15 protein-coding genes are annotated in these 19,092 nt (G+C 39.5%); 9 read left to right on the forward strand and 6 right to left on the reverse strand.

The genetic code is table 11. The features are described from left to right. Positions 1-11 precede the first annotated feature (11 nt). Entirely contained in the window at positions 12-1,586 is a 1,575-nt protein-coding gene (locus BM179_RS21465; RefSeq protein WP_092019227.1) for an NAD(P)/FAD-dependent oxidoreductase, read from the reverse strand. A 307-nt stretch (positions 1,587-1,893) separates the two neighbouring features. Here BM179_RS21465 and BM179_RS21470 point away from each other — a divergent pair, with 307 nt between their 5' ends. Then, positions 1,894-3,864: a thioredoxin domain-containing protein gene (locus tag BM179_RS21470; protein ID WP_092019228.1), complete on the forward strand. Its 1,971-nt coding sequence runs from the start codon at positions 1,894-1,896 to the stop codon at positions 3,862-3,864. Positions 3,865-4,426: 562 nt separating this feature from the next. Here the strand turns inward: BM179_RS21470 and ruvC are convergent. Beyond that, positions 4,427-4,981: a crossover junction endodeoxyribonuclease RuvC gene (gene ruvC, locus BM179_RS21475; RefSeq protein WP_229633010.1), complete on the reverse strand. Its 555-nt coding sequence runs from the start codon at positions 4,979-4,981 to the stop codon at positions 4,427-4,429. Between the two features lie 115 nt (positions 4,982-5,096). Between ruvC and BM179_RS21480 the strand changes: the two genes are divergently transcribed. The 7 genes from BM179_RS21480 to BM179_RS21510 all read left to right on the forward strand — a co-directional run bounded on the left by BM179_RS21480 (position 5,097) and on the right by BM179_RS21510 (position 12,228). After that, positions 5,097-6,008: a lysylphosphatidylglycerol synthase domain-containing protein gene (locus tag BM179_RS21480; protein WP_177219479.1), complete on the forward strand. Its 912-nt coding sequence runs from the start codon at positions 5,097-5,099 to the stop codon at positions 6,006-6,008. 108 nt (positions 6,009-6,116) lie between these two features. Continuing rightward, positions 6,117-7,247 (forward strand): glycosyltransferase family 2 protein, encoded by a 1,131-nt coding sequence (locus tag BM179_RS21485; protein ID WP_092019231.1) that lies wholly within the window; start codon positions 6,117-6,119, stop codon positions 7,245-7,247. Then, the gene (locus tag BM179_RS21490) at positions 7,223-7,921 is read left to right on the forward strand and encodes a polysaccharide deacetylase family protein (protein WP_229633011.1); all 699 of its coding nucleotides are present in this window, start codon (positions 7,223-7,225) and stop codon (positions 7,919-7,921) included. Before BM179_RS21485 ends, BM179_RS21490 begins: the two co-directional genes overlap by 25 nt. Before the next feature lie 34 nt (positions 7,922-7,955). After that, complete coding sequence (locus BM179_RS21495; RefSeq protein ID WP_092019232.1) at positions 7,956-8,972, forward strand: glycosyltransferase; 1,017 nt, start codon at positions 7,956-7,958, stop codon at positions 8,970-8,972. Positions 8,973-9,087: 115 nt separating this feature from the next. Continuing rightward, positions 9,088-9,873, forward strand: a complete 786-nt coding sequence (locus BM179_RS21500; protein WP_229633012.1) for a TatD family hydrolase — start codon at positions 9,088-9,090, stop codon at positions 9,871-9,873. A 44-nt stretch (positions 9,874-9,917) separates the two neighbouring features. Then, positions 9,918-11,117 carry a cation:proton antiporter gene (locus BM179_RS21505; protein WP_092019233.1) on the forward strand — a complete coding sequence of 400 codons (1,200 nt, stop codon included), beginning with the start codon at positions 9,918-9,920 and terminating at the stop codon, positions 11,115-11,117. Between the two features lie 46 nt (positions 11,118-11,163). Next, positions 11,164-12,228: an asparaginase gene (locus tag BM179_RS21510; protein ID WP_092019234.1), complete on the forward strand. Its 1,065-nt coding sequence runs from the start codon at positions 11,164-11,166 to the stop codon at positions 12,226-12,228. Positions 12,229-12,402: 174 nt separating this feature from the next. Here BM179_RS21510 and BM179_RS21515 read toward each other — a convergent pair whose 3' ends face one another. The 4 genes from BM179_RS21515 to BM179_RS21530 form a co-directional block, all read right to left on the reverse strand. Continuing rightward, the gene (locus tag BM179_RS21515) at positions 12,403-13,164 is read right to left on the reverse strand and encodes an ABC transporter ATP-binding protein (protein ID WP_092019235.1); all 762 of its coding nucleotides are present in this window, start codon (positions 13,162-13,164) and stop codon (positions 12,403-12,405) included. A gap of 497 nt (positions 13,165-13,661) precedes the next feature. Then, the gene (locus BM179_RS21520) at positions 13,662-15,392 is read right to left on the reverse strand and encodes a hypothetical protein (RefSeq protein ID WP_092019236.1); all 1,731 of its coding nucleotides are present in this window, start codon (positions 15,390-15,392) and stop codon (positions 13,662-13,664) included. A gap of 40 nt (positions 15,393-15,432) precedes the next feature. After that, the gene (locus BM179_RS21525) at positions 15,433-15,978 is read right to left on the reverse strand and encodes an RNA polymerase sigma factor (protein WP_092019237.1); all 546 of its coding nucleotides are present in this window, start codon (positions 15,976-15,978) and stop codon (positions 15,433-15,435) included. A 154-nt stretch (positions 15,979-16,132) separates the two neighbouring features. Beyond that, positions 16,133-17,326, reverse strand: a complete 1,194-nt coding sequence (locus BM179_RS21530) for a hypothetical protein (RefSeq protein ID WP_092019238.1) — start codon at positions 17,324-17,326, stop codon at positions 16,133-16,135. Between the two features lie 236 nt (positions 17,327-17,562). Here BM179_RS21530 and BM179_RS21535 point away from each other — a divergent pair, with 236 nt between their 5' ends. Next, entirely contained in the window at positions 17,563-19,062 is a 1,500-nt protein-coding gene (locus tag BM179_RS21535; RefSeq protein ID WP_092019239.1) for a xylulokinase, read from the forward strand. Positions 19,063-19,092 lie beyond the last annotated feature (30 nt).

The raw sequence follows: 19,092 nt of genomic DNA on the forward strand, positions 1-19,092 counted from the left end.
ATTTAAGGTCATTATTTCCCATACAATTCCACTAATTTTTCGGCGCATCTTTCTCCATCCATTGCAGCAGACATGATGCCGCCTGCATATCCGGCCCCTTCAGCACAAGGGAAAAGTCGCAGGATTTCCACATGCTCCAGCGATTCCTTGTCTCTCGGAATTCTTACCGGAGAAGATGTCCTGCTTTCGATCCCGATAATCTGAGCTTCGTTTGAAGTATAACCCCTCATTTTCTGGCCAAATTGTTTCAAACCATCTTTGAGAGGAAAAGCAATGTGTTCTGGTAAAACCTCTGACATTTCCATTGATTTCAGACCCGGCTGATAAGATGTTTCCAGTAATTGCCGGGAAGTTCTCTTATTTACAAAATCCGCCACTAACTGAGCTGGAGCAGTCTGTCCACCTCCGGCCATTTTGCAGGCTTTTTGCTCCAGATCCATTTGTAAATGCAAACCTGCCAAAGCTCCGAATTGTTTGTAAGGTTCAAGGTCTGAATCATTTATTGCGACAACCATTCCGGAATTGGCAAATTTTGAGTCTCTTCGTGAAGGAGACATTCCATTTACAACCAATTCACCCGGAGCAGTTGCTGCAGGAACGATGAATCCTCCCGGGCACATACAAAACGAAAACACTCCCCGCTGAATACCTTTATGATAAGTCTGTGCTACCAGGCTGTAAGAAGCCGCAGGCAAATAAGGTCCCCGATCACTCCGGTGATATTGCAGATTGTCAATCAGGCTTTGCTGATGTTCTATCCTTACTCCCATTGCAAAAGGTTTGGACTCAATCAGCACCCCCCGGTTCTGACACAACTCAAAAATATCTCTGGCTGAATGTCCGGTAGCCAGAATTACGCCTAAACCCGTTAATTCCTTCCCGTTCTCAGTTATTACTCCTTTTATCTTTTTCCCTTCCAGGATAAAATCTACCACTTTTGTATCAAAATGAACTTCTCCTCCGGCCTTTAAAATACTTTCCCGGAGTTCTGCTACAATCTGCGGAAGTTTATTTGTTCCAATATGAGGATGTGCATCTACCAGAATCTCTTCCGTAGCACCATGTGCCACAAAAATCTCCAACACCCTGCGAATATCCCCCCGTTTCTTACTTCTGGTATAGAGTTTTCCGTCAGAATATGTACCTGCTCCTCCTTCACCAAAGCAATAATTGGATTCCGGATTGACAATATGGTCTTTATTAATCGCGGCAAGATCCCTTCTTCTTGTTCTTACATCTTTTCCTCTTTCCAGAAGGATCGGTTTTACGCCCAATTCAATCAAACGAAGTGCGGCAAACATTCCTGCCGGACCTGCACCTATTACAATCGCTTCTTTTGCTTTAGAAACATCCTTGTAATCTTTCTGAAACTCAATCACCGGATCGGGTGTCTGATTGACAAAAACATCAGCTTCAATATTTACTTTTATCTGTCTTGACCTGGCATCAATCGATCTTTTCGTAGCCCTGACAAATGCTTCGTTGTTTTCTGCAGGAATATGCAGTAATTTGAAAATATGTTGTTGAAATTTGCCTGCATCGAAGGCAATTTCCGGTTCGAGAACCAAAGAAACGTGCTTTTTCATTATTCCGGTAAGGTTTTTATCCTTAAAGCTTTAGTGGATTCTGGAAGAAAAATATCTGAGAGGAGTATTTTGAGTTAATCAAATCTCCAAATCAAACCTTATTGATTTTTTAACACAAATTTAAAATTTTCATTCGATTAAAATTTAGATTACGCTCAATTTATACTCAATCAAAAGTATAATCTTATGTACTTTTCGCATTTCTCAGGCATAATGTTTATTATTTTTGAGAAAAAATCGATAAAATCAGAGCGATTTACAGTTGGCTATTTCAATCCGCAAACCTTAAAAATCTTAAAAACATTCCATGAACAGATTGTCACAGGAAACCAGTCCTTATCTTTTGCAACATGCCCATAATCCGGTAAACTGGTACCCCTGGAGCGAAGAGGCGCTTCATAAAGCTAAAACAGAAAACAAGCCTGTATTGGTTTCTATCGGTTATTCCGCTTGTCACTGGTGCCATGTCATGGAACGGGAGTCCTTTGAAAATGAGGATATTGCCAGAATAATGAACGAGCATTTCATAAACATTAAAGTTGACCGGGAAGAGCGGCCAGATGTGGATGCTATTTATATGGACGCCGTCCAGGCGATGGGTGTAAACGGAGGCTGGCCGCTGAATGTTTTTCTGATGCCTGACGGGAAACCTTTTTACGGAGGCACTTATTTTCCTCCTCAGAACTGGCGGCAAATGCTTCTTGCCGTTAATAATGGTTTTTCTAATCATTTTGAAGAACTGCAAAAATCAGCAGAGGGATTTACGAAGAACATGCTTTTTTCCGAATCTGAAAAATACGGACTTACCATAGAAGAGAAACTGTTTTCTGAAAAAGGTCTTGAAAATATGTTTAAAAAACTGGCCTTTGGCTTCGATGCGGAATGGGGAGGTTTTAACAGAGCACCTAAATTTCCGATGCCGAGTATCTGGCTTTTTATGTTAAGATATTTCAGGTCATCCAACAATCCTGAAGCCCTGGAACATCTGAAACTGACTTTGAATAAAATGGCTCAGGGTGGTATTTACGACCAGTTGGGTGGTGGTTTTGCCCGCTATTCTGTGGATGGAGAATGGTTCTGCCCTCATTTTGAAAAAATGCTTTACGACAACGGACAGCTGGTCAGTCTGTATGCAGAGGCTTATTCTCTGACCAAAGAACCGCTTTACAAGGAAACAGTTTATGAGACCATTGAATGGCTGAGCCGGGAGATGGTAAATGCTGAAGGTGGATTTTATTCTGCACTTGATGCGGATTCTGAAGGGGTTGAGGGGAAATTCTATACCTGGACCAGGCATGAAATCGAACAGATTCTCGGAGAAAATGCCGGAGAATTCTGTGAGACTTATCAGGTTACCGAAGCAGGGAACTGGGAAGATGAGGTAAATATTTTATGGAAAGCCGAGCCTGTACTGAACAGCAAATTTGCAGAAAGTATTCGTTTGTTAATGCTGGCAAGGGATCAAAGGATAAGACCTGGCCTTGATGACAAAGTATTATGTTCCTGGAACGCTCTCATGCTGAAAGGATTAGTGGATGCTTATAGGGTATTTAATGAAGACCGTTTCCTGGTGCTGGCAAAAAACAATGCGCATTTCATCAAAGACAAAATGATGAATGGATCTCAGTTGTGGCATTCCTATAAAAACGGAACAGCAAAAATCATGGGGTTTCTGGAAGATTATGCCGCAGTTATTGATGCTTTTACCTCACTTTATCAGGCTACATTTGAGGAAATCTGGCTGCATGAGGCGGAAAAATTAACACTTTATGCCTACCAGAACTTTTATGATGAAAATGAGCATCTTTTCTTTTTTACGGATCAAAATGCAGAAGCACTTATCGTCAGAAAGAAGGAAATATTTGACAATGTCATTCCAGCTTCCAATTCCATCATGGCGAAGAATCTTTATGTTTTGGGTCTGATTCTCGATCGGCAGGATTTTAGTGAACTCTCCAGAGTTATGTTGGGGAAAATGAAAAAACTGATTATTTCCAATGTAGATTATCTGACAAACTGGGCATGTCTGGCTACGCAGCTGGTCAGTCCGACTGTTGAAATTGCCATCGTCGGACCTGATTATCTGAAATTCAGAGAAGAAATCGATCAAACTTATTTTCCAAATAAAGTGCTTTCAGGCACAAAAGTGAAAAGCGAATTACCCTTGCTGGAAAACCGTACTGCCAAAGGAGAAGAAACGCAGATTTTTATCTGTTACAATAAGGTATGCCAGATTCCGGTGACCTCTGTGGAAAAAGCCTGGGAGATGGTTTTGTAACCATAACATTGCAACCACATAGGAACATAGGACACAGAGAGAACAACTGTGTGGAAACATTGTAACCACATAGGAACATAGGGTACATAGAGAGCAACTACCTGGAAACATTGTAACCACATAGGAACATAGGGCACATATAAAACAACTGTGTGGAAACATTGCAACCACATAGGAACATAGGGCACATAGAGAGCAACTGCTTGGAAACATTGTAACCACATAGAAACATAGTGAACATAGAGGCATTGCAACCACATAGCAACATAGGGCACATAGAGAACAGACTTCACTATCTTATTTGTAACCACATAGAAACATAGTGAACATAGAGGCATTGCAACCACATAGCAACATAGGGCACATAGAGAACAACTGCGTGGAAACATTGTAACCACATAGGAACATAGGGCACATATAAAACAACTGTGTGGAAACATTGTAACCACATAGAAACATAGGGCACATAGAAAAAAACTAACCACATAACATAGGACATATAGAACCAAGCCCTGGAAATACAATCTATATTTCCAGGGCTTGGTTCTTATGTATCGCTTCTTTATTTCACTCTGTCAGGGTTTTCGTTTACGAAAGCGCCCCAGCCTTTTTTGGTACCTTTGGTAGTTGACATAATGCTGTTTCCGTGGAAAAAATGACATACGGCAATCCCTAAAGCGTCAGTAGCATCAAACATGGCAGCGTCAAGTTTCTGCTTCAGTAAATGATCAAGCATGGCCGCGACCTGCTCTTTGGAGGCATTTCCATTTCCTGTAACTGATTGTTTAACGGTTTTGGGAGAATACTCCACAATCGGGATCTGATGTGACAACGCAGCAGCCATTACGACTCCCTGAGCTCTGCCCAATTTTAACATAGATTGCACGTTTTTTCCAAAGAACGGAGCTTCAATTGCCATCTCATCCGGAGTAAACTCTTCGATAATTCCGACAATTCGTTCATATATCTTCTTCAATTTCAATTCCTGCGTGCTATATTTGCTCACATTTATGACCCCGTATTGTAACAAAGTCATGTTTCCTTTGTCGGTCAGAATGACTCCATAACCCATAAAGCGGGTTCCGGGATCAACGCCTAAAATAATTTTTTCGCCCATTTCCGTTCCTCTGAATACAATTCGAATAATTCTGATGCAAGGTAACTCCAAATTCATCCCAAAAACAAACAACCTCTCTGAAAAACTATTCCTGTTTCTGAAGATTTTCTTGTTTTTGAGCGTTTTGACTGGCATTGTTTATTCCTTTCAACAGAAGCATCAAAGCATTGACAATCTGATACTTGAATACAAAAAAGCATTTAATTCCACTAATTTCTGGTTATTACTAACACTCATTGTACTCACTTTTGCCAATTGGGGATTTGAAGCATTAAAATGGCAAAAACTAGCCAGTCCTATTACGAAATTTTCCTTTTCAGAAGCGTATCAGTCAGTTATTATTGGTTTGTCATTGAGTTTTATTACACCGGCCAACCTCGGTGATTTTGCCGGAAGAATCTGGAAACTCAATAGTCCCAACAGATTTCAGGGAGTCGGGGCAATTTTAATGGGAAACGGGATACAGTTTTATGTAACGCTTTTCTTCGGAACCATCGCTTTCGGGCATTTTATCCTGCATCAGTTACCGCAAATACCGCTGTTATTCTGTATTTTCTTTTTACTCCTGATCGCCAGTCTTCTGTTTGGAATTTTCTTTTATTCGAGAAGACATTGGATTGGCCTATTTTTTCAAAAAGTAAAATTCCTCAAACGTTTCGCTTCATATTTTGAAATTTTCGAAACTTATAATTTGTCAGAAATTCTGGAAATCCTGCTTTGGGCCACACTCAGATACCTTACTTTTTCGATTCAGTTTATTATTGTTTTACTGATTTTTTCAATAAATCTTCCTCTTTTGGAGTTGTTTACACTGACAAGTCTTGTATTTTTCTTTAAAACCCTCATACCTTCGTTCAACTTCCTGAGCGATTTGGGAATAAGAGAATTCACAGCCTTGTATTTTTTTAGTTATTATGCTATTCCTCCGGCAGCTGTTGTTTCTGCCACGCTGAGTTTATGGCTGATTAATATCCTTACTCCGGTTTTATTCGGAATGGTTTTCATCGTAAAAGAGAAAAAGAAATAAACCGTTTTAACAGGAATTTACCGAAAAACCTTCATGCTTTATTTTGCGGTAAACGGAAGCACGAAATTTATTTAAAACTTGCTGATTATTTGACCAAATCCTTAGTAAATGATTCTTTCGTTTCTATATATTATTGCGCTTTTATACTTTTTATTCAATCTGGTACTTATCTTCACCTGGCTCCGGTTCAGAGAGGTCGGGAAGGACTATACTTTTCCACAAACCACCAGAATATCTGTTATTATTCCTGTCAGAAACGAGGCTGAAAATATCCTGAATTTATTGGAAGATTTAAACGATCAGACTTATCCTTTTGAAAACTTTGAGGTAATTGTAGCAAATGATTCTTCAACGGATTCTACTGCTGAGCTTGTTAAAGATTTTCAGAAAAAGGCTCATTTTAAGCTTATTCTTAATAATCTGTCCGCTGACAAAAGCCTTTCTCCTAAAAAAAGAGCTATTACAGAAAGCCTTAAAATCGCCACGGGAGAATTAATAATGACCACCGACGGAGATTGCCGGTCTGGCAAAAACTGGATACTTGCTGTTCAGCAGTATTTTCTGGAAAAGCAGGCAAAATTAATCAGCTCACCTGTAACTTTTCATTCCCGGAAAGGGCTTTGGAGTAATTTACAAATCATAGAGTTTTCCAGCCTGATTGGTTCCGGAGCCTGTGCTATGTTTATGAAAAAGCCAAATATGTGCAATGGTGCCAATCTGGCTTATACACGGGAAGCCTTTTTTGAAGTGGGTGGCTTTTCAGGTTTTGAACACCTTGCCTCAGGTGATGATGAATTTCTTATGCATAAAATCGCCGGGCAATTTCCGGAAAAAGTTTTCTTTCTGAAAAATCAGGATGCCATTGTGGAAACAAATGCTCAGGAAACACTGCATGATTTTTACAATCAGCGAAAAAGATGGGCAAGTAAATGGAAATTCTACGAGCGTATGAACGTAAAAGCTCTGGCCATTTTCGTATTTTTGACAAACTTTTGCTGGATTTTAACTGTCCCGGGACTTATTTCCGGCAGCCTGAGTCTGTCAGATTTCATTTCACTGACAGTAATTAAGTTTTCAGCTGAAATGATCATTTTATCGCTCTTTTTATCTTTTTTACGTAAATCAGCTTTAATATGGCTGGTTCCGGTTGTTCAGGTAATTTATCCGTTCTATGTAAGTTTTTTCGGACTTCTGGCACAGGGAAAAGGTTACGAATGGAAAGGAAGAAAATTGCAGTAATCTGGCAATACAAAAAGGAAACATTTAATCTCATGTTTGTTCATAAAACAAATTTCATCATGCGGGCTATTTATCCGGATTTTATCTGGAAAATTCCCGAAAAAGACAAGGTCATTTACCTGACTTTTGATGATGGCCCGATCCCTGAAGTGACGGAATTTGTCCTGGAACAGCTTGATCTTTTTCAGGCAAAAGCGACATTCTTCTGCATTGGGAATAACATTGAGAAAAACCCTTGTATTTTCAGCAAATTAGTTGAAAAACAACACGGTATCGGCAATCATACTTTTAACCATCTGCGGGGCTGGAATACCGAAAAGGATGAATACCTCGAAAATTTCTCAAAATGCCATGAGTTGATCAGCAGCCAGTCGGGTATAGCAGCACCTCAGTTATTCAGACCACCATATGGCAGAATTAAAAAAAGCCAGGCAAGAGAAATCATTAAATCTCATCAGATTGTCATGTGGGACGTATTAACGGGAGATTTCTCCAGAGAACTATCCCCTGAAACAATTTTGAAAAAAAGCATAAAATACACCGAAAATGGCTCTATAGTCTTATTTCACGACAGCATAAAAGCCAGTCCTAATATGAGTTTCGCTCTTCCGAGATTTCTGGAACATTTCAGTGAAAAAGGATATCAGTTCCTTCCCCTGCCTGAAAAACTGTAAATACATTTTTCATCAAACTATTTTAAAAAACTTCATGCTTAACCCGGAAAGAATGCTCCCGAATGTTACCGTCTGGATTGCCGCAAGAAATGAGGAAGACAACATTCTGCATAGTCTTTCAGCCATGAATGCCTTAAGTTATCCCAAAGAGCAGCTCCAGATTCTGATCGGAAACGACCAGTCTGATGATAAAACCAGGGAATTAGTATTGGACTTCATCAAAGACAAGCCTCATTTTCAATTAATTGATATTGAAAAAACTATCAATAATCAACGGGGAAAAGCCAATGTTCTTGCCAACCTTTACGAACATTCCACAGGTAAATATTTTTTAATTTCCGATGCTGATGTAAAAGTTAATCCGGATTGGATTCACGGAATGATCCGAAACTTTGAACAAGATGCCAGAATCGGTCATCAGGTAGGCGTAACGGCTTTAAACGTCGGATCCATGTTTCATGCTTTTCAATCAATTGACTGGCTTTATGCTTTGTCTTTATTGAAAAAAGCAGCAGATTTAAAGATTCCCCTGACAGGTCTGGGGAATAACTCAGCTGTTAGCAGAGCAGCTTATGAGGCAACGGGCGGGTATGCAAAAATGCCTTTTTCAATCACCGAAGATTTTGCACTTTTTCATGAAACTATAAAAAAAGGTTTCGGTTTCAGAAATACCATTAATCTACAGGTTTTTGCCAAAACACAGCCTATTTTCAGCATGAAGGAATTTCTTCATCAGCGGAAACGCTGGATGGTCGGAGCCTTGCAATGCCCTTGGTGGATTGTGTTGCTGCTTTATCTGAATGCTTTATTTCTTCCGATTCTGGCTGCAATCGGTATCTTTTTTTCCTGGAAACTGGCGGCACTAGTCTGGCTGATAAAATGGATTATCCAAACCCTGAATGTTTTGCCGGTAATTTTAAAACTAAAGCAGTTTTCATTGGTAAAACACCTGATTTTTTATGAATTTTACTCGAATTGGTGGGGACTTACAATGGTTCTTTTCTATTACCTGCCTGTAAAAGTAGATTGGAAGGGAAGGATTTATGAGTAATACGGCATCGCCATTGTTTATGGCCGGTTTGTATGTGTTTGTGTCATCACAAACGAAGTCCTCAAAACAGAAACTTTAATTATCCATTGATAGCCAATACATTATATCATCATTCATGAATTATAAAAACTTAAATTTATCTATTATAGAAACTCATGCTCATATTTATGATGAGCAATTTGCTGAAGACCGGAATGAAATGCTGGAAAAGGCCTTTTCTAATGGAATTTCAGAAATATGGATGCCCAATTGTAATTCTGAAACAATTGATGGAATGATGGCTCTGGCTGGCCAGTTTCCTGAAAAATGCCTGCCTATGATCGGTCTCCATCCCTGTTATGTGAAGGAGGATTTTGAAAAGGAACTTTATATCATGGAAGAATGGCTGGGGAAACATAAATTTCTGGCAATCGGAGAGATCGGAATGGACTTGTATTGGGATAAAACCTTTGTTAATCAGCAGGAACAGGCTTTTCTTACCCAATGCCAGCTTGCCAGAAAACATAATCTCTGGATTGATATTCATTGTCGTGATGCTTTTTGGGAGACCGTTAAACTGATTGAAAAGAATGGAGATTCAGAATTGAAAGGCATATTTCATTGCTTTTCCGGTGGGTTAGAAGAGGCTCATAAAGTAATTGAACTGGGATTTCTGCTCGGAATCGGTGGAGTTGTTACCTTCAAAAACGGAGGCATTGATAAGCTTATTCCGGAAATTGACCTGAAACATATCGTTTTGGAAACCGATAGCCCTTATCTGGCGCCTGCACCACACAGAGGAAAGAGAAATGAGCCTTCATATCTGACACTTGTTGCTCAGAAAATTGCCGATTTGAAACAGATGAGCATTGAAGATGCGATTCGTATTACTACTGAAAATGCTTTAAGATTAAAAGGATAAATTTACCACAGTGGGCTTAACCGGGATTTACTTCATCAATCGCTATGACGACTTTAATTATTATCACAATCTGCACCCTGCTCCTGGTAGCTTATGTGTTTGATCTGACCTCTTCCAGAACGAAAATCCCTTCGGTGATTTTGCTGTTACTACTTGGATGGATAGTCAGACAGGTCTCTGATATGATGAAATTTCATATTCCGGATCTCACTCCTCTTTTGCCGGTTCTGGGAACAATCGGGCTTATTCTGATTGTACTGGAAGGTTCTCTTGAACTGGAGCTTGATAAATCCAAGGCTCCGTTAATCAGGAAATCATTTGTGGTGGCACTGCTTCCGATGCTGGGACTTGCTTTTGGGATGGCCTTTCTTTTTCAATATTTCGGGCAGGGTTCATTCAAAAATAACCTGATAAACGCCATTCCTTTATGCGTAATCAGCAGTGCGATTGCCATTCCCAGTGTGAAAAGTTTAAGTGCCGGTGTGAAGGAATTTGTTATTTATGAAAGCAGTCTGTCAGATATTATCGGGGTATTATTTTTCAATTTTATTGCCTTAAATGAGACATTCGGATTTGCCTCTTTTGAGCATTTTGTACTTGAATTACTGATTATGATTGTGATTTCTTTTGCTGCAACCATTGGTCTTTCTTTGTTGCTGAATAAAATCGATCACCATATCAAATTCGCTCCGATTATTCTGCTGATCATTCTGATTTACTCTGTTTCCAAAATTTACCATTTGCCCGCTTTAATTTTCATTCTTCTGTTTGGTTTGTTTTTAGGAAATCTTGATGAATTAAAAAGGTTTAAATGGATCCGTAAACTGAAGGCTGAAGAATTAGATAAAGAGGTACATAAATTTAAGGATTTGAGTAATGAAGCTACCTTTCTGGTAAGGGCTTTGTTCTTTCTGCTCTTTGGCTATCTGATTGAAACAAAAGAAATCCTCAACGCTGAGACCATTGTCTGGGCGATAGGCGTTGTGGCCGGCATATTTGCCCTTCGTGCCATTCAGTTAAAATTATCAAAATTGCCTTTAAAGCCCCTGCTGTTTATTTCACCAAGGGGACTAATTACCATCCTGCTGTTTCTTGCCATTGAACCTGCCCAGAATATCCCGATTGTGAATAAATCACTGATTATTCAGGTCATTATTCTGACGGCGTTCATCATGATGATCGGTATTATGGCTCCTTCATCTCCTCAAACCGAAGAGAAAGATGATACTGAAGGCCATGCCTGAGAAAGAATATTCTATATAAATACATAAATCCATCAACAAATTTAAAATGTATAAAACCGTAAAAATCAAAACCAGTTCCAACAATCAGGCTGATGCCAAGGTACTTGTAATCTATACCGGAGGAACATTAGGAATGGTTTACGACAAAAAATCAGACAGTCTCGTACCGTTTGACTTTACTCAAATTCCGGATAATTTACCAGAAATGGCAAGACTGGAATTTGAAATAACAGTACTGACTTTCGATCAGCTATTGGATTCCTCCAATATGAAGCCCTCTGTCTGGGCTGATCTGGCAAGGATTATCGGCGATAATTATGAAAAGTATGACAGTTTTGTAATACTCCACGGAACTGATACCATGGCATATTCGGCCTCCGCTTTAAGCTATTTATTGGAAAACCTTAATAAACCTGTCATTTTCACAGGAGCTCAGTTACCCATCGGAGTGGCTAGAACTGATGCCAAAGAAAATTTCATTACAGCTTTGGAAATTGCAGCGGCCCGACAAAACGGAAGGCCACTTGTTCCGGAAGTCTGCGTATTTTTCCATTCCATGCTTTTGAGGGGCAATCGTTCTAAAAAGCAGGAAAGTGCCCAATTCAATGCTTTTCAGTCAGAAAATTACCCTGCATTAGCCGAGGCAGGAATTTACATAGAATACAATCATCCTTTCATTAAGCATTATAAACCCAATTCTTCGTTGAGGATCCATGAAAGACTTGATGAAAATGTGGTTATTCTGAAGCTTTTTCCGGGAATCTCTGAAAAGATTGTCCACAATATCCTTTCAATCAATGGATTAAAAGGGGTTGTTCTGGAAACATATGGCTCCGGAAATGCCCCTACCGATGAATGGTTTCTCAATGCCATCAAAAAGGCTATTGAAAATGGAATTGTTATTTTCAATGTCTCTCAATGTAATGGCGGAAGGGTTACTCAGGGACGTTATCAGACCAGCAAGGTCATGCAGGAAATCGGGGTAGTCAGTGGTTCTGATATTACCACAGAGGCTGCTATTACAAAAATGATGTTTGCCTTCGGACAGACTCATGAAGTGAATGAGGTGAAAGCCATTCTGGCAAAGCCTTTTTCGGGAGAAATGTCATAAAACAAAAAGACCAAACGTTTTTAGGGGGCGTTTGGTCTTTTTTCTGTCAAATTCACAATCTAACAAACAGTTTCTTGCTGTCAGAAGTGTAAGTATGACAAAATTAGTAACAAATACCTAATTTCCAAATTTAATTAAGCATATATACTCAATTTTCATATTTCACTAATTTTCTTACAGATTTGGGTAACGTTCGAAGAATTCCCTGAAAACATTTAAGGCACTCGACACAAATTTGCTCACATATTCCTCCTGCTTAGATTTCAGGATAACCTCCGGTTTATCCAGTTGCAGTAGTTTTCCTTTGTACATCACTCCTATCCGGTCTGCTACCAGAAAGGCATCCATTAAATCATGTGTAACGAATAAGCAGGCAATTTCTTCCTGTCTGATAACTTCGACCAGTTTTTCCCGAAGTTTCTGCTTATTTATAGAATCCAGGTTACTGAATGGTTCATCCAGTAACAATACCTGTGGTTCCTCTGCAATGGCTCTTGCTATTGCGGTACGCTGTTTTTCTCCGCCGGAAACTTCCCTGGGTTTCTTGTCTTTTACTTGTGTAAGTCCGCAGAGTTCCAGCAATTCCATTACTCTTTCCCTGCGGTATTCATGCGTGTATCGGGTAAGCGCCAGGTCAATATTCTCCCAGATTTTATGTTCAGGTTTTAGTCTGTAATCCTGGGGAACCAGTTTAATTTCAGGAAATTCTTTAATTAATCTGTCAAATTGTAAATCCAGTTCCTGATTTTCAAGAAATAAATGCCCGGTTTCAGGTTTCACATTTCCTGAAATCATATTTAATAAGGTCGTTTTCCCTGAGCCACTTTCTCCTACTATGGCAACGATTTCACCTTTCCCAACTACCAGTGAAATATCATCTACAACGGTTCTGTTTTCGTACTGTCTGGTAAAATTACTAATTGTTAGAATGGACATTTTTTATTTCGACTTTAGTCTTTGTTCTTCCTGTAAATCATGCAAAAATAGTTGATTATTTTCAGGAGTTTGCAACCACATAGGAACTGTAACCACATAGCAACATAGAGAACATAGAAATCTTTATAACCACATGGCAACGCAGGAATCTTTGTAACCACATAGCAACATAGAGAACATAGAAAAGGGAACATAAGACATGCCTAACCACATGGCAACGCAGGAATCTTTGTAACCATATAGCAACATAGAGAACATAGAAAAGGGAACATAAGACATGCCTAACCACATGGCAACATGGAGAATATAGAGGATAGATATAAGATAGATGGATAGATATAAATGGATAGATATAAATCGTATTTCTGATTTTTATACATTCTCCTTAAATATGAAACAAAAAGAAACCTCAGAAATCTCTTAGAACTTCTCTGCAATGAGAAAAAGTTCTACGAGATTTCTGAGGTTTAATGAAAAACGTGTGATACTTGAAGATTCTACTTAACGCTGAAACTTACTCCCACTCTTAGCCCTACGTTGTATGCATTGGTACTCAATAAATGCTCATCATCTGAAAGCCCTGTAAGCGAATAAGAGGTGGTTGGTTCAAATGTCAGAAATACTTTCTGACTTAAAATATGCTGCAAACCTAAGGAGAAATTCGCAAATGCCTTTGGTTCTGCATCTTTCAGGGCCAGTAATGCTGAGGCTCCGAGGCTTACGAAATAACGGTTTCTGCCTGAAATCCTGAAAAACTTCTGCACATCAGCCTTCAAACCTATCATCTGAAGCTGCTGACTTTCATAAACCGTATTTCCTACGTTCTGTAAAATATCCACGCCAAGGCTATTTCCAAGGGTATTCGCAGGTTTGTAAATGATCTGATCTGTTCCGGTCTGGTACTTTGCCCAGTTATGCATACTTAACCACGAAACTCCTCCTCTGAAATTCCAGTTGTTTGAAATCGGTTTTACCATGTTAATATCTGCCTGCCATCCGTTTCTTTCAGAACTGATTAAACGGTCTGTTTCAACATTCTGAATCATCATTTTTTGATTTGGCGATTGTCTGATATTGACAATTCTATAAGTCTGCAATGGTGTAATACTGATACTCACAAACCATGGTTTTTCAGAAGGTTTAACCACTGAAGCATACGAGTTAGCCGCTACTTTTGGTAAAATAAGTCCTGATTTTTTCATTGCAAATGCCTTGCTTTCCAGCAAAACCAATGGGTAAACCCGACGGACTTCCTGAATCAGTGATTCCTCCGGCAACCCTGCCTCATTTTCCTCCTTGAGGTTATTCCTGCTTTTTTCAGACTGCTTTTTATCATTAATTACCTGTTGCTGAACAGTTTTACCTTTCGCTGCACTAAGTGTTTTAACAGAAAGATTTGCCAGATCTTTTGAGGAATTTGCCGGACTTTTAATTGTTTTCGAATTCCTTCGGGCAATAGTATCCTGATCCGGTTTTTGTTTTCCATCAATCTGATCCGGTTGATGAAAAGCCATTGGAGTTTTCTCAGCAGAAGATAAATCTTCCTTTGTTTCTGAAAATTCCAAATGGCTTTGTTTTATAGGAGAGGTAAGCGTAATGTTTTCAGAAACCTTTTCTGTTTTATTTAAATGTGTTTTATTTCCGTTTACTGCAATAGTCTGATTTGATAATCGGTTTTCTGAAATATAGGAGTCTAAACTTTTATTTCCTCTTCTCCGGACCTGTTTCAGGGATTTTTCAGTATAAATCTTATTTTCTGGAGAATATTTTAACCCCGTCGATCTATTATCTGCAATTTGTGTTTCTGATGCAGTGTTTTTTGCCTCATGAATTGTCCTCTTATTTTGAAAACCGGAAGCCTTTATCTCATTAAAGGACTTCGTTTCTGCTATATTATCCTGTTTTTTAGTAAGTAAATTATCAGTAGATTTTTTCTGCACTTGTGAAGCAGATTCTTTGGAAACGCCATTCTTGTTTACTGCTTCTATCCCGGCTACTTCAGCAGTCAGTTTATCAGGCTGGTGAGTGACAAAAGTGGTCATCCCCATAAAAATCAATGCAGCAACCGGGGTGATCCAGGATTTCGCTGTTCTCCAAAACGAAAACTCAGGAGCTGCTCCTATGGCTTGCTGGATCTTACCCCAGGTCTCGTTCTTCGGTTCGGCTTCGAAATCCGAGAACATTCCCTGCAGAAAGTCTTTTGTTATGTCTTTTCCTGTCTCCGACATGATATTAAGGTATTAGCAAATGTTTTTTCAATTATTCGTTTCAGGCCAGCGTTAAGCCCAGTTTGATTAAACGTTGTTTTAAAATCTCTTTAGCCCTTGAAAGCTGGGATTTTGAAGTACCCTCAGAGATATTCAGCATCTGGGCAATTTCTCCATGATTATATCCATCAATCAGATAAAGGTTTACAACCATTCTATAGCCATCCGGCAGTTTATTAATTGCCTCCAGTATCTGCTCCCGGTTAAATCTGGCAAATACATTTTCTTCCTCGCTGACAGAAATATCCAGTAATTCATCGTAATTGCTCTGCTCCCGCTCCTGAATCGTTTTCCGGTAATGGTCAATCGCAGTTCTGATTACAGAGGATTTTACCCAGGAATTAACCGATTCCGGCTTTTCAAGGCTGTGCAGGTTTTTGAAAATCTTAATAAAAGCTTCCTGAAAAATATCTTCAGCCTCCGCTTCCGTACGCGCATAGCGTCGGCAAACGCCTAAAAGCCGCCCCTTATATAAATTATAAAAGGCGGTTTGAGCTTTAGGGTCGTTGCTTTTACAGGCGATGACTAATTCCTTTTCTTTCAACATTTATAGTTCTTTGAGGCAATGGCAAATCCGGAAACTTTAGTATTAATTACCTCCAACTATCTTTCATAAATCATGTAACAGAGTTGTTTTCTGAAATAAGTAATCAAAATTCTCCAAATCAAACCCGGGACAGGAATGTGCTTTTGACTTTTACTTATCGAACAGTGTACTGGTATTGAAATTCTCCTTTTCCGTTAAATCTCAATGCGTATTTTCCTGATCCCTTTAATACTTCTATGGTGTAATGATTGATATTTCCTCCCACACCATTTTTACTGACTTCTTCAACTAATCTTGCTGAAGAGAATGTCCATCCGGTAATATTGTTATTTAAATACGTCAGAATATTTTGTGGTAAAAGACTTTGGTCAACCTGTCTCGAATTAGTAACAGACAGGTTATTTTTATCCGTTACATCCACTCCTATCCTGATACTTTTTGTACCATTCTGTACCTCAACAAAATAAACAGCATCTTTGGCATAAGACTGTTTTGCCAGGGCATAATCTACCGTAAAAGAATTAGCGTTCCGGGTCAGGTAGCTGGTTATTTCTCCTGGTAATTCTTCAACCTTCAATGCACGGTAAGTCAATTCCCTCTGTAATGGTGTTTCCCATTGTAATACTTCACCCTTTTCAGACATCAGAATCCGGGAAGAAATAACAGAATCATTTTGTTTTTCCCGATAATTCACGTCAATCGTAATATTACCATCGTCCAATCTGGTTACGAGCAAAGCTGCACTTTTGAATTGATTCTGCGTAAAAAACTGCCTGACAACTTCAGGAATACCGGGGGTAAAATTGATTTGTTCGGTACTTGATGCGTAAATGGCATTTATTCTGATGGAAAACTGCGGGGTCTGTCTGTTAAAACTTTTACTTGCCTCGTCAAAAAACAATTCAGTGTTTCCGGTATCTGACTTTTTTAAGAGTACTTTAAACCCGGCAGACTGAGCAGGGCTTTTACTAAGTTCGTACGCTCCTGCAATATAATTATCAGCCCCCTTTCCGGCAGCGGATTGCTTCACGGCATCGGGCAATGCTTTTTTCAAGCCATTAAGCTGCTCTAAATCAATCACTTCACCTTTATAATCTACGGCAGAAATTACGGTTCCGTCAGAATATACAAATACATTCTCCCAGGTTTTTCCCTCATTTAAAGGACGAAACCTGAAATCCTGAACACCCGTATAAACCTGCCTGAAAGCCTCAAGTGTAGCCTGAGGAATTGCGCTGCTATTCGGATTATTCTGATTGGGACCGACCGGATCATTTACGACTGTATCACAAGCCGTAAAGCCCCAAATGGCGAGTATAAAAAACAGGTAAAAATTCTTTTTGTGCATGGCTTAAACTCCTTAATTTCTTCTCTTCAAAAACATAGACGTGATTAGACAGGATAATGGTTGCAATACGAAGAAATATTTTCTTCTTTTTATTCTGAGACAACCTCCAAAAGCCTTGTTTTCAAGAAAAAACAGTTATCTACTGTTCTATTTTTATTTTATCTGAAAAAAAGTGAATTTATTCTTTATTTTTGTCAAAATAAATCCACATTAAACTCAAATCTGAAACATTACACATGTTACTTTTAGGAATTGATTTAGGTACGTCCTCCATTAAAGCTTCAGTTGTTGACGGTTCGACCGGAAAACTGATTGCTTCAGCACAATACCCTGATACCGAAAACACTATATCTTCTCCAAAAGAGGGATGGGCGGAACAAGACCCTGAAATGTGGTGGGATTGCGTTCAGCAAGCTATACAACGTTGTAATTCTTCCGGCAAATATAATCCAAAAGATATTCAGGCGATAGGAATTGCTTACCAAATGCACGGCCTGGTGATGGTAGACCGTGATCTGAGAGTTCTCCGTCCGTCAATTATCTGGTGTGACAGCCGTGCGGTGGCGATCGGAAATAAAGCTTTTCAGCAAATCGGGGAAGAAAAATCTTTAAAACATCTTCTTAACTCTCCCGGGAATTTCACTGCTTCAAAACTGGCCTGGGTAAAAGAGAATGAACCAAAAGTATATGGTTCGGTATATAAAATCATGCTTCCGGGAGATTATATTGCCATGAAACTGACCGGAGCCATTACCACATCTAATTCTGCGCTTTCAGAAGGTATTTTCTGGGATTTCCAGACTAATGCCGTATCAGAAGATGTGATGAAATATTATGGTTTTCCTGCTGCAATTCTGCCGGAAATCCGTCCGCTTTTCTCTAATCATGGGGAAGTAAAAAGTTCGATTGCTGATCTTTTAGGCTTAAAAGCAGGAGTACCCGTAACTTATAAAGCCGGTGACCAGCCTAACAATGCCCTTTCCTTAAATGTACTCGAGCCCGGAGAAGTAGCAGCAACTGCCGGAACCTCAGGGGTGGTGTACTCTGTTTCTGATCAGATCAGTTATGACCCATTATCAAGAGTCAATACTTTTGCTCATGTGAACCACGAGCTGAACGGGCAAAACCGCTTAGGTACTTTGCTGTGTATAAACGGAACCGGTATTCTTAACCGTTGGGTGCGTGACAATGTGGCCAGCGGATTAAGTTATCAGCAAATGAATCAGGCCGCTTCTGAAGTTGCAGCCGGAGCTAATGGTCTGAGGGTTTTACCTTTCGGAAATGGTGCGGAAAGGGTTTTAAGCAACAAAACTCTAGGCGCCTCTTTTTCAAAACTGGATTTAAACCTTCATTCAAAAGGACATATCATTCGCGCAGCGCAGGAAGGAATTGCCTTTTCTTTGAAATATGGAATGGATATCATGGCTGAAAATGGTACAAAACCTACTGTTATCCGTGCCGGAAAATCCAACATGTTCCTAAGTGATGTTTTCTCACAAACAATGGTGAATGTTACCGGAGTAGCTGTAGAATTATATGATACAGATGGCTCTAAAGGAGCTGCACTCGGCGCAGGAATAGGGAATAATGGCTTCAGCACGCCTAAAGAGGCTTTTGCCAATATGGAAAAGACGGGCATTATCGAACCGGATCACAGACTTGCCGGACAATATAAGGAAATTTACCAGGATTGGGAAAATGTTCTTTCCAACCGCTTAAAAGAAATTCCTGCCTGAAATAAACCCGCAATTCCCGGAACGAAGAAG

The sequence above is a fragment of the Pseudarcicella hirudinis genome (genome assembly GCF_900115665.1).
In the GTDB taxonomy this organism is placed as follows: Bacteria; Bacteroidota; Bacteroidia; order Cytophagales; family Spirosomataceae; genus Pseudarcicella; species Pseudarcicella hirudinis.

Excerpts from the sequence above, each read along its gene's own strand:
- BM179_RS21465 (WP_092019227.1), bottom strand. The coding sequence starts at position 1,586 with ATGAAAAAGCACGTTTCTTTGGTTCTCGAACCGGAAATTGCCTTCGAT.
- BM179_RS21470 (WP_092019228.1), top strand. The coding sequence starts at position 1,894 with ATGAACAGATTGTCACAGGAAACCAGTCCTTATCTTTTGCAACATGCC.
- ruvC (WP_229633010.1), bottom strand. The coding sequence starts at position 4,981 with ATGGGCGAAAAAATTATTTTAGGCGTTGATCCCGGAACCCGCTTTATG.
- BM179_RS21485 (WP_092019231.1), top strand. The coding sequence starts at position 6,117 with ATGATTCTTTCGTTTCTATATATTATTGCGCTTTTATACTTTTTATTC.
- BM179_RS21490 (WP_229633011.1), top strand. The coding sequence starts at position 7,223 with ATGGAAAGGAAGAAAATTGCAGTAATCTGGCAATACAAAAAGGAAACA.
- BM179_RS21495 (WP_092019232.1), top strand. The coding sequence starts at position 7,956 with ATGCTTAACCCGGAAAGAATGCTCCCGAATGTTACCGTCTGGATTGCC.
- BM179_RS21500 (WP_229633012.1), top strand. The coding sequence starts at position 9,088 with ATGAATTATAAAAACTTAAATTTATCTATTATAGAAACTCATGCTCAT.
- BM179_RS21505 (WP_092019233.1), top strand. The coding sequence starts at position 9,918 with ATGACGACTTTAATTATTATCACAATCTGCACCCTGCTCCTGGTAGCT.
- BM179_RS21510 (WP_092019234.1), top strand. The coding sequence starts at position 11,164 with ATGTATAAAACCGTAAAAATCAAAACCAGTTCCAACAATCAGGCTGAT.
- BM179_RS21515 (WP_092019235.1), bottom strand. The coding sequence starts at position 13,164 with ATGTCCATTCTAACAATTAGTAATTTTACCAGACAGTACGAAAACAGA.
- BM179_RS21520 (WP_092019236.1), bottom strand. The coding sequence starts at position 15,392 with ATGTCGGAGACAGGAAAAGACATAACAAAAGACTTTCTGCAGGGAATG.
- BM179_RS21525 (WP_092019237.1), bottom strand. The coding sequence starts at position 15,978 with ATGTTGAAAGAAAAGGAATTAGTCATCGCCTGTAAAAGCAACGACCCT.
- BM179_RS21530 (WP_092019238.1), bottom strand. The coding sequence starts at position 17,326 with ATGCACAAAAAGAATTTTTACCTGTTTTTTATACTCGCCATTTGGGGC.
- BM179_RS21535 (WP_092019239.1), top strand. The coding sequence starts at position 17,563 with ATGTTACTTTTAGGAATTGATTTAGGTACGTCCTCCATTAAAGCTTCA.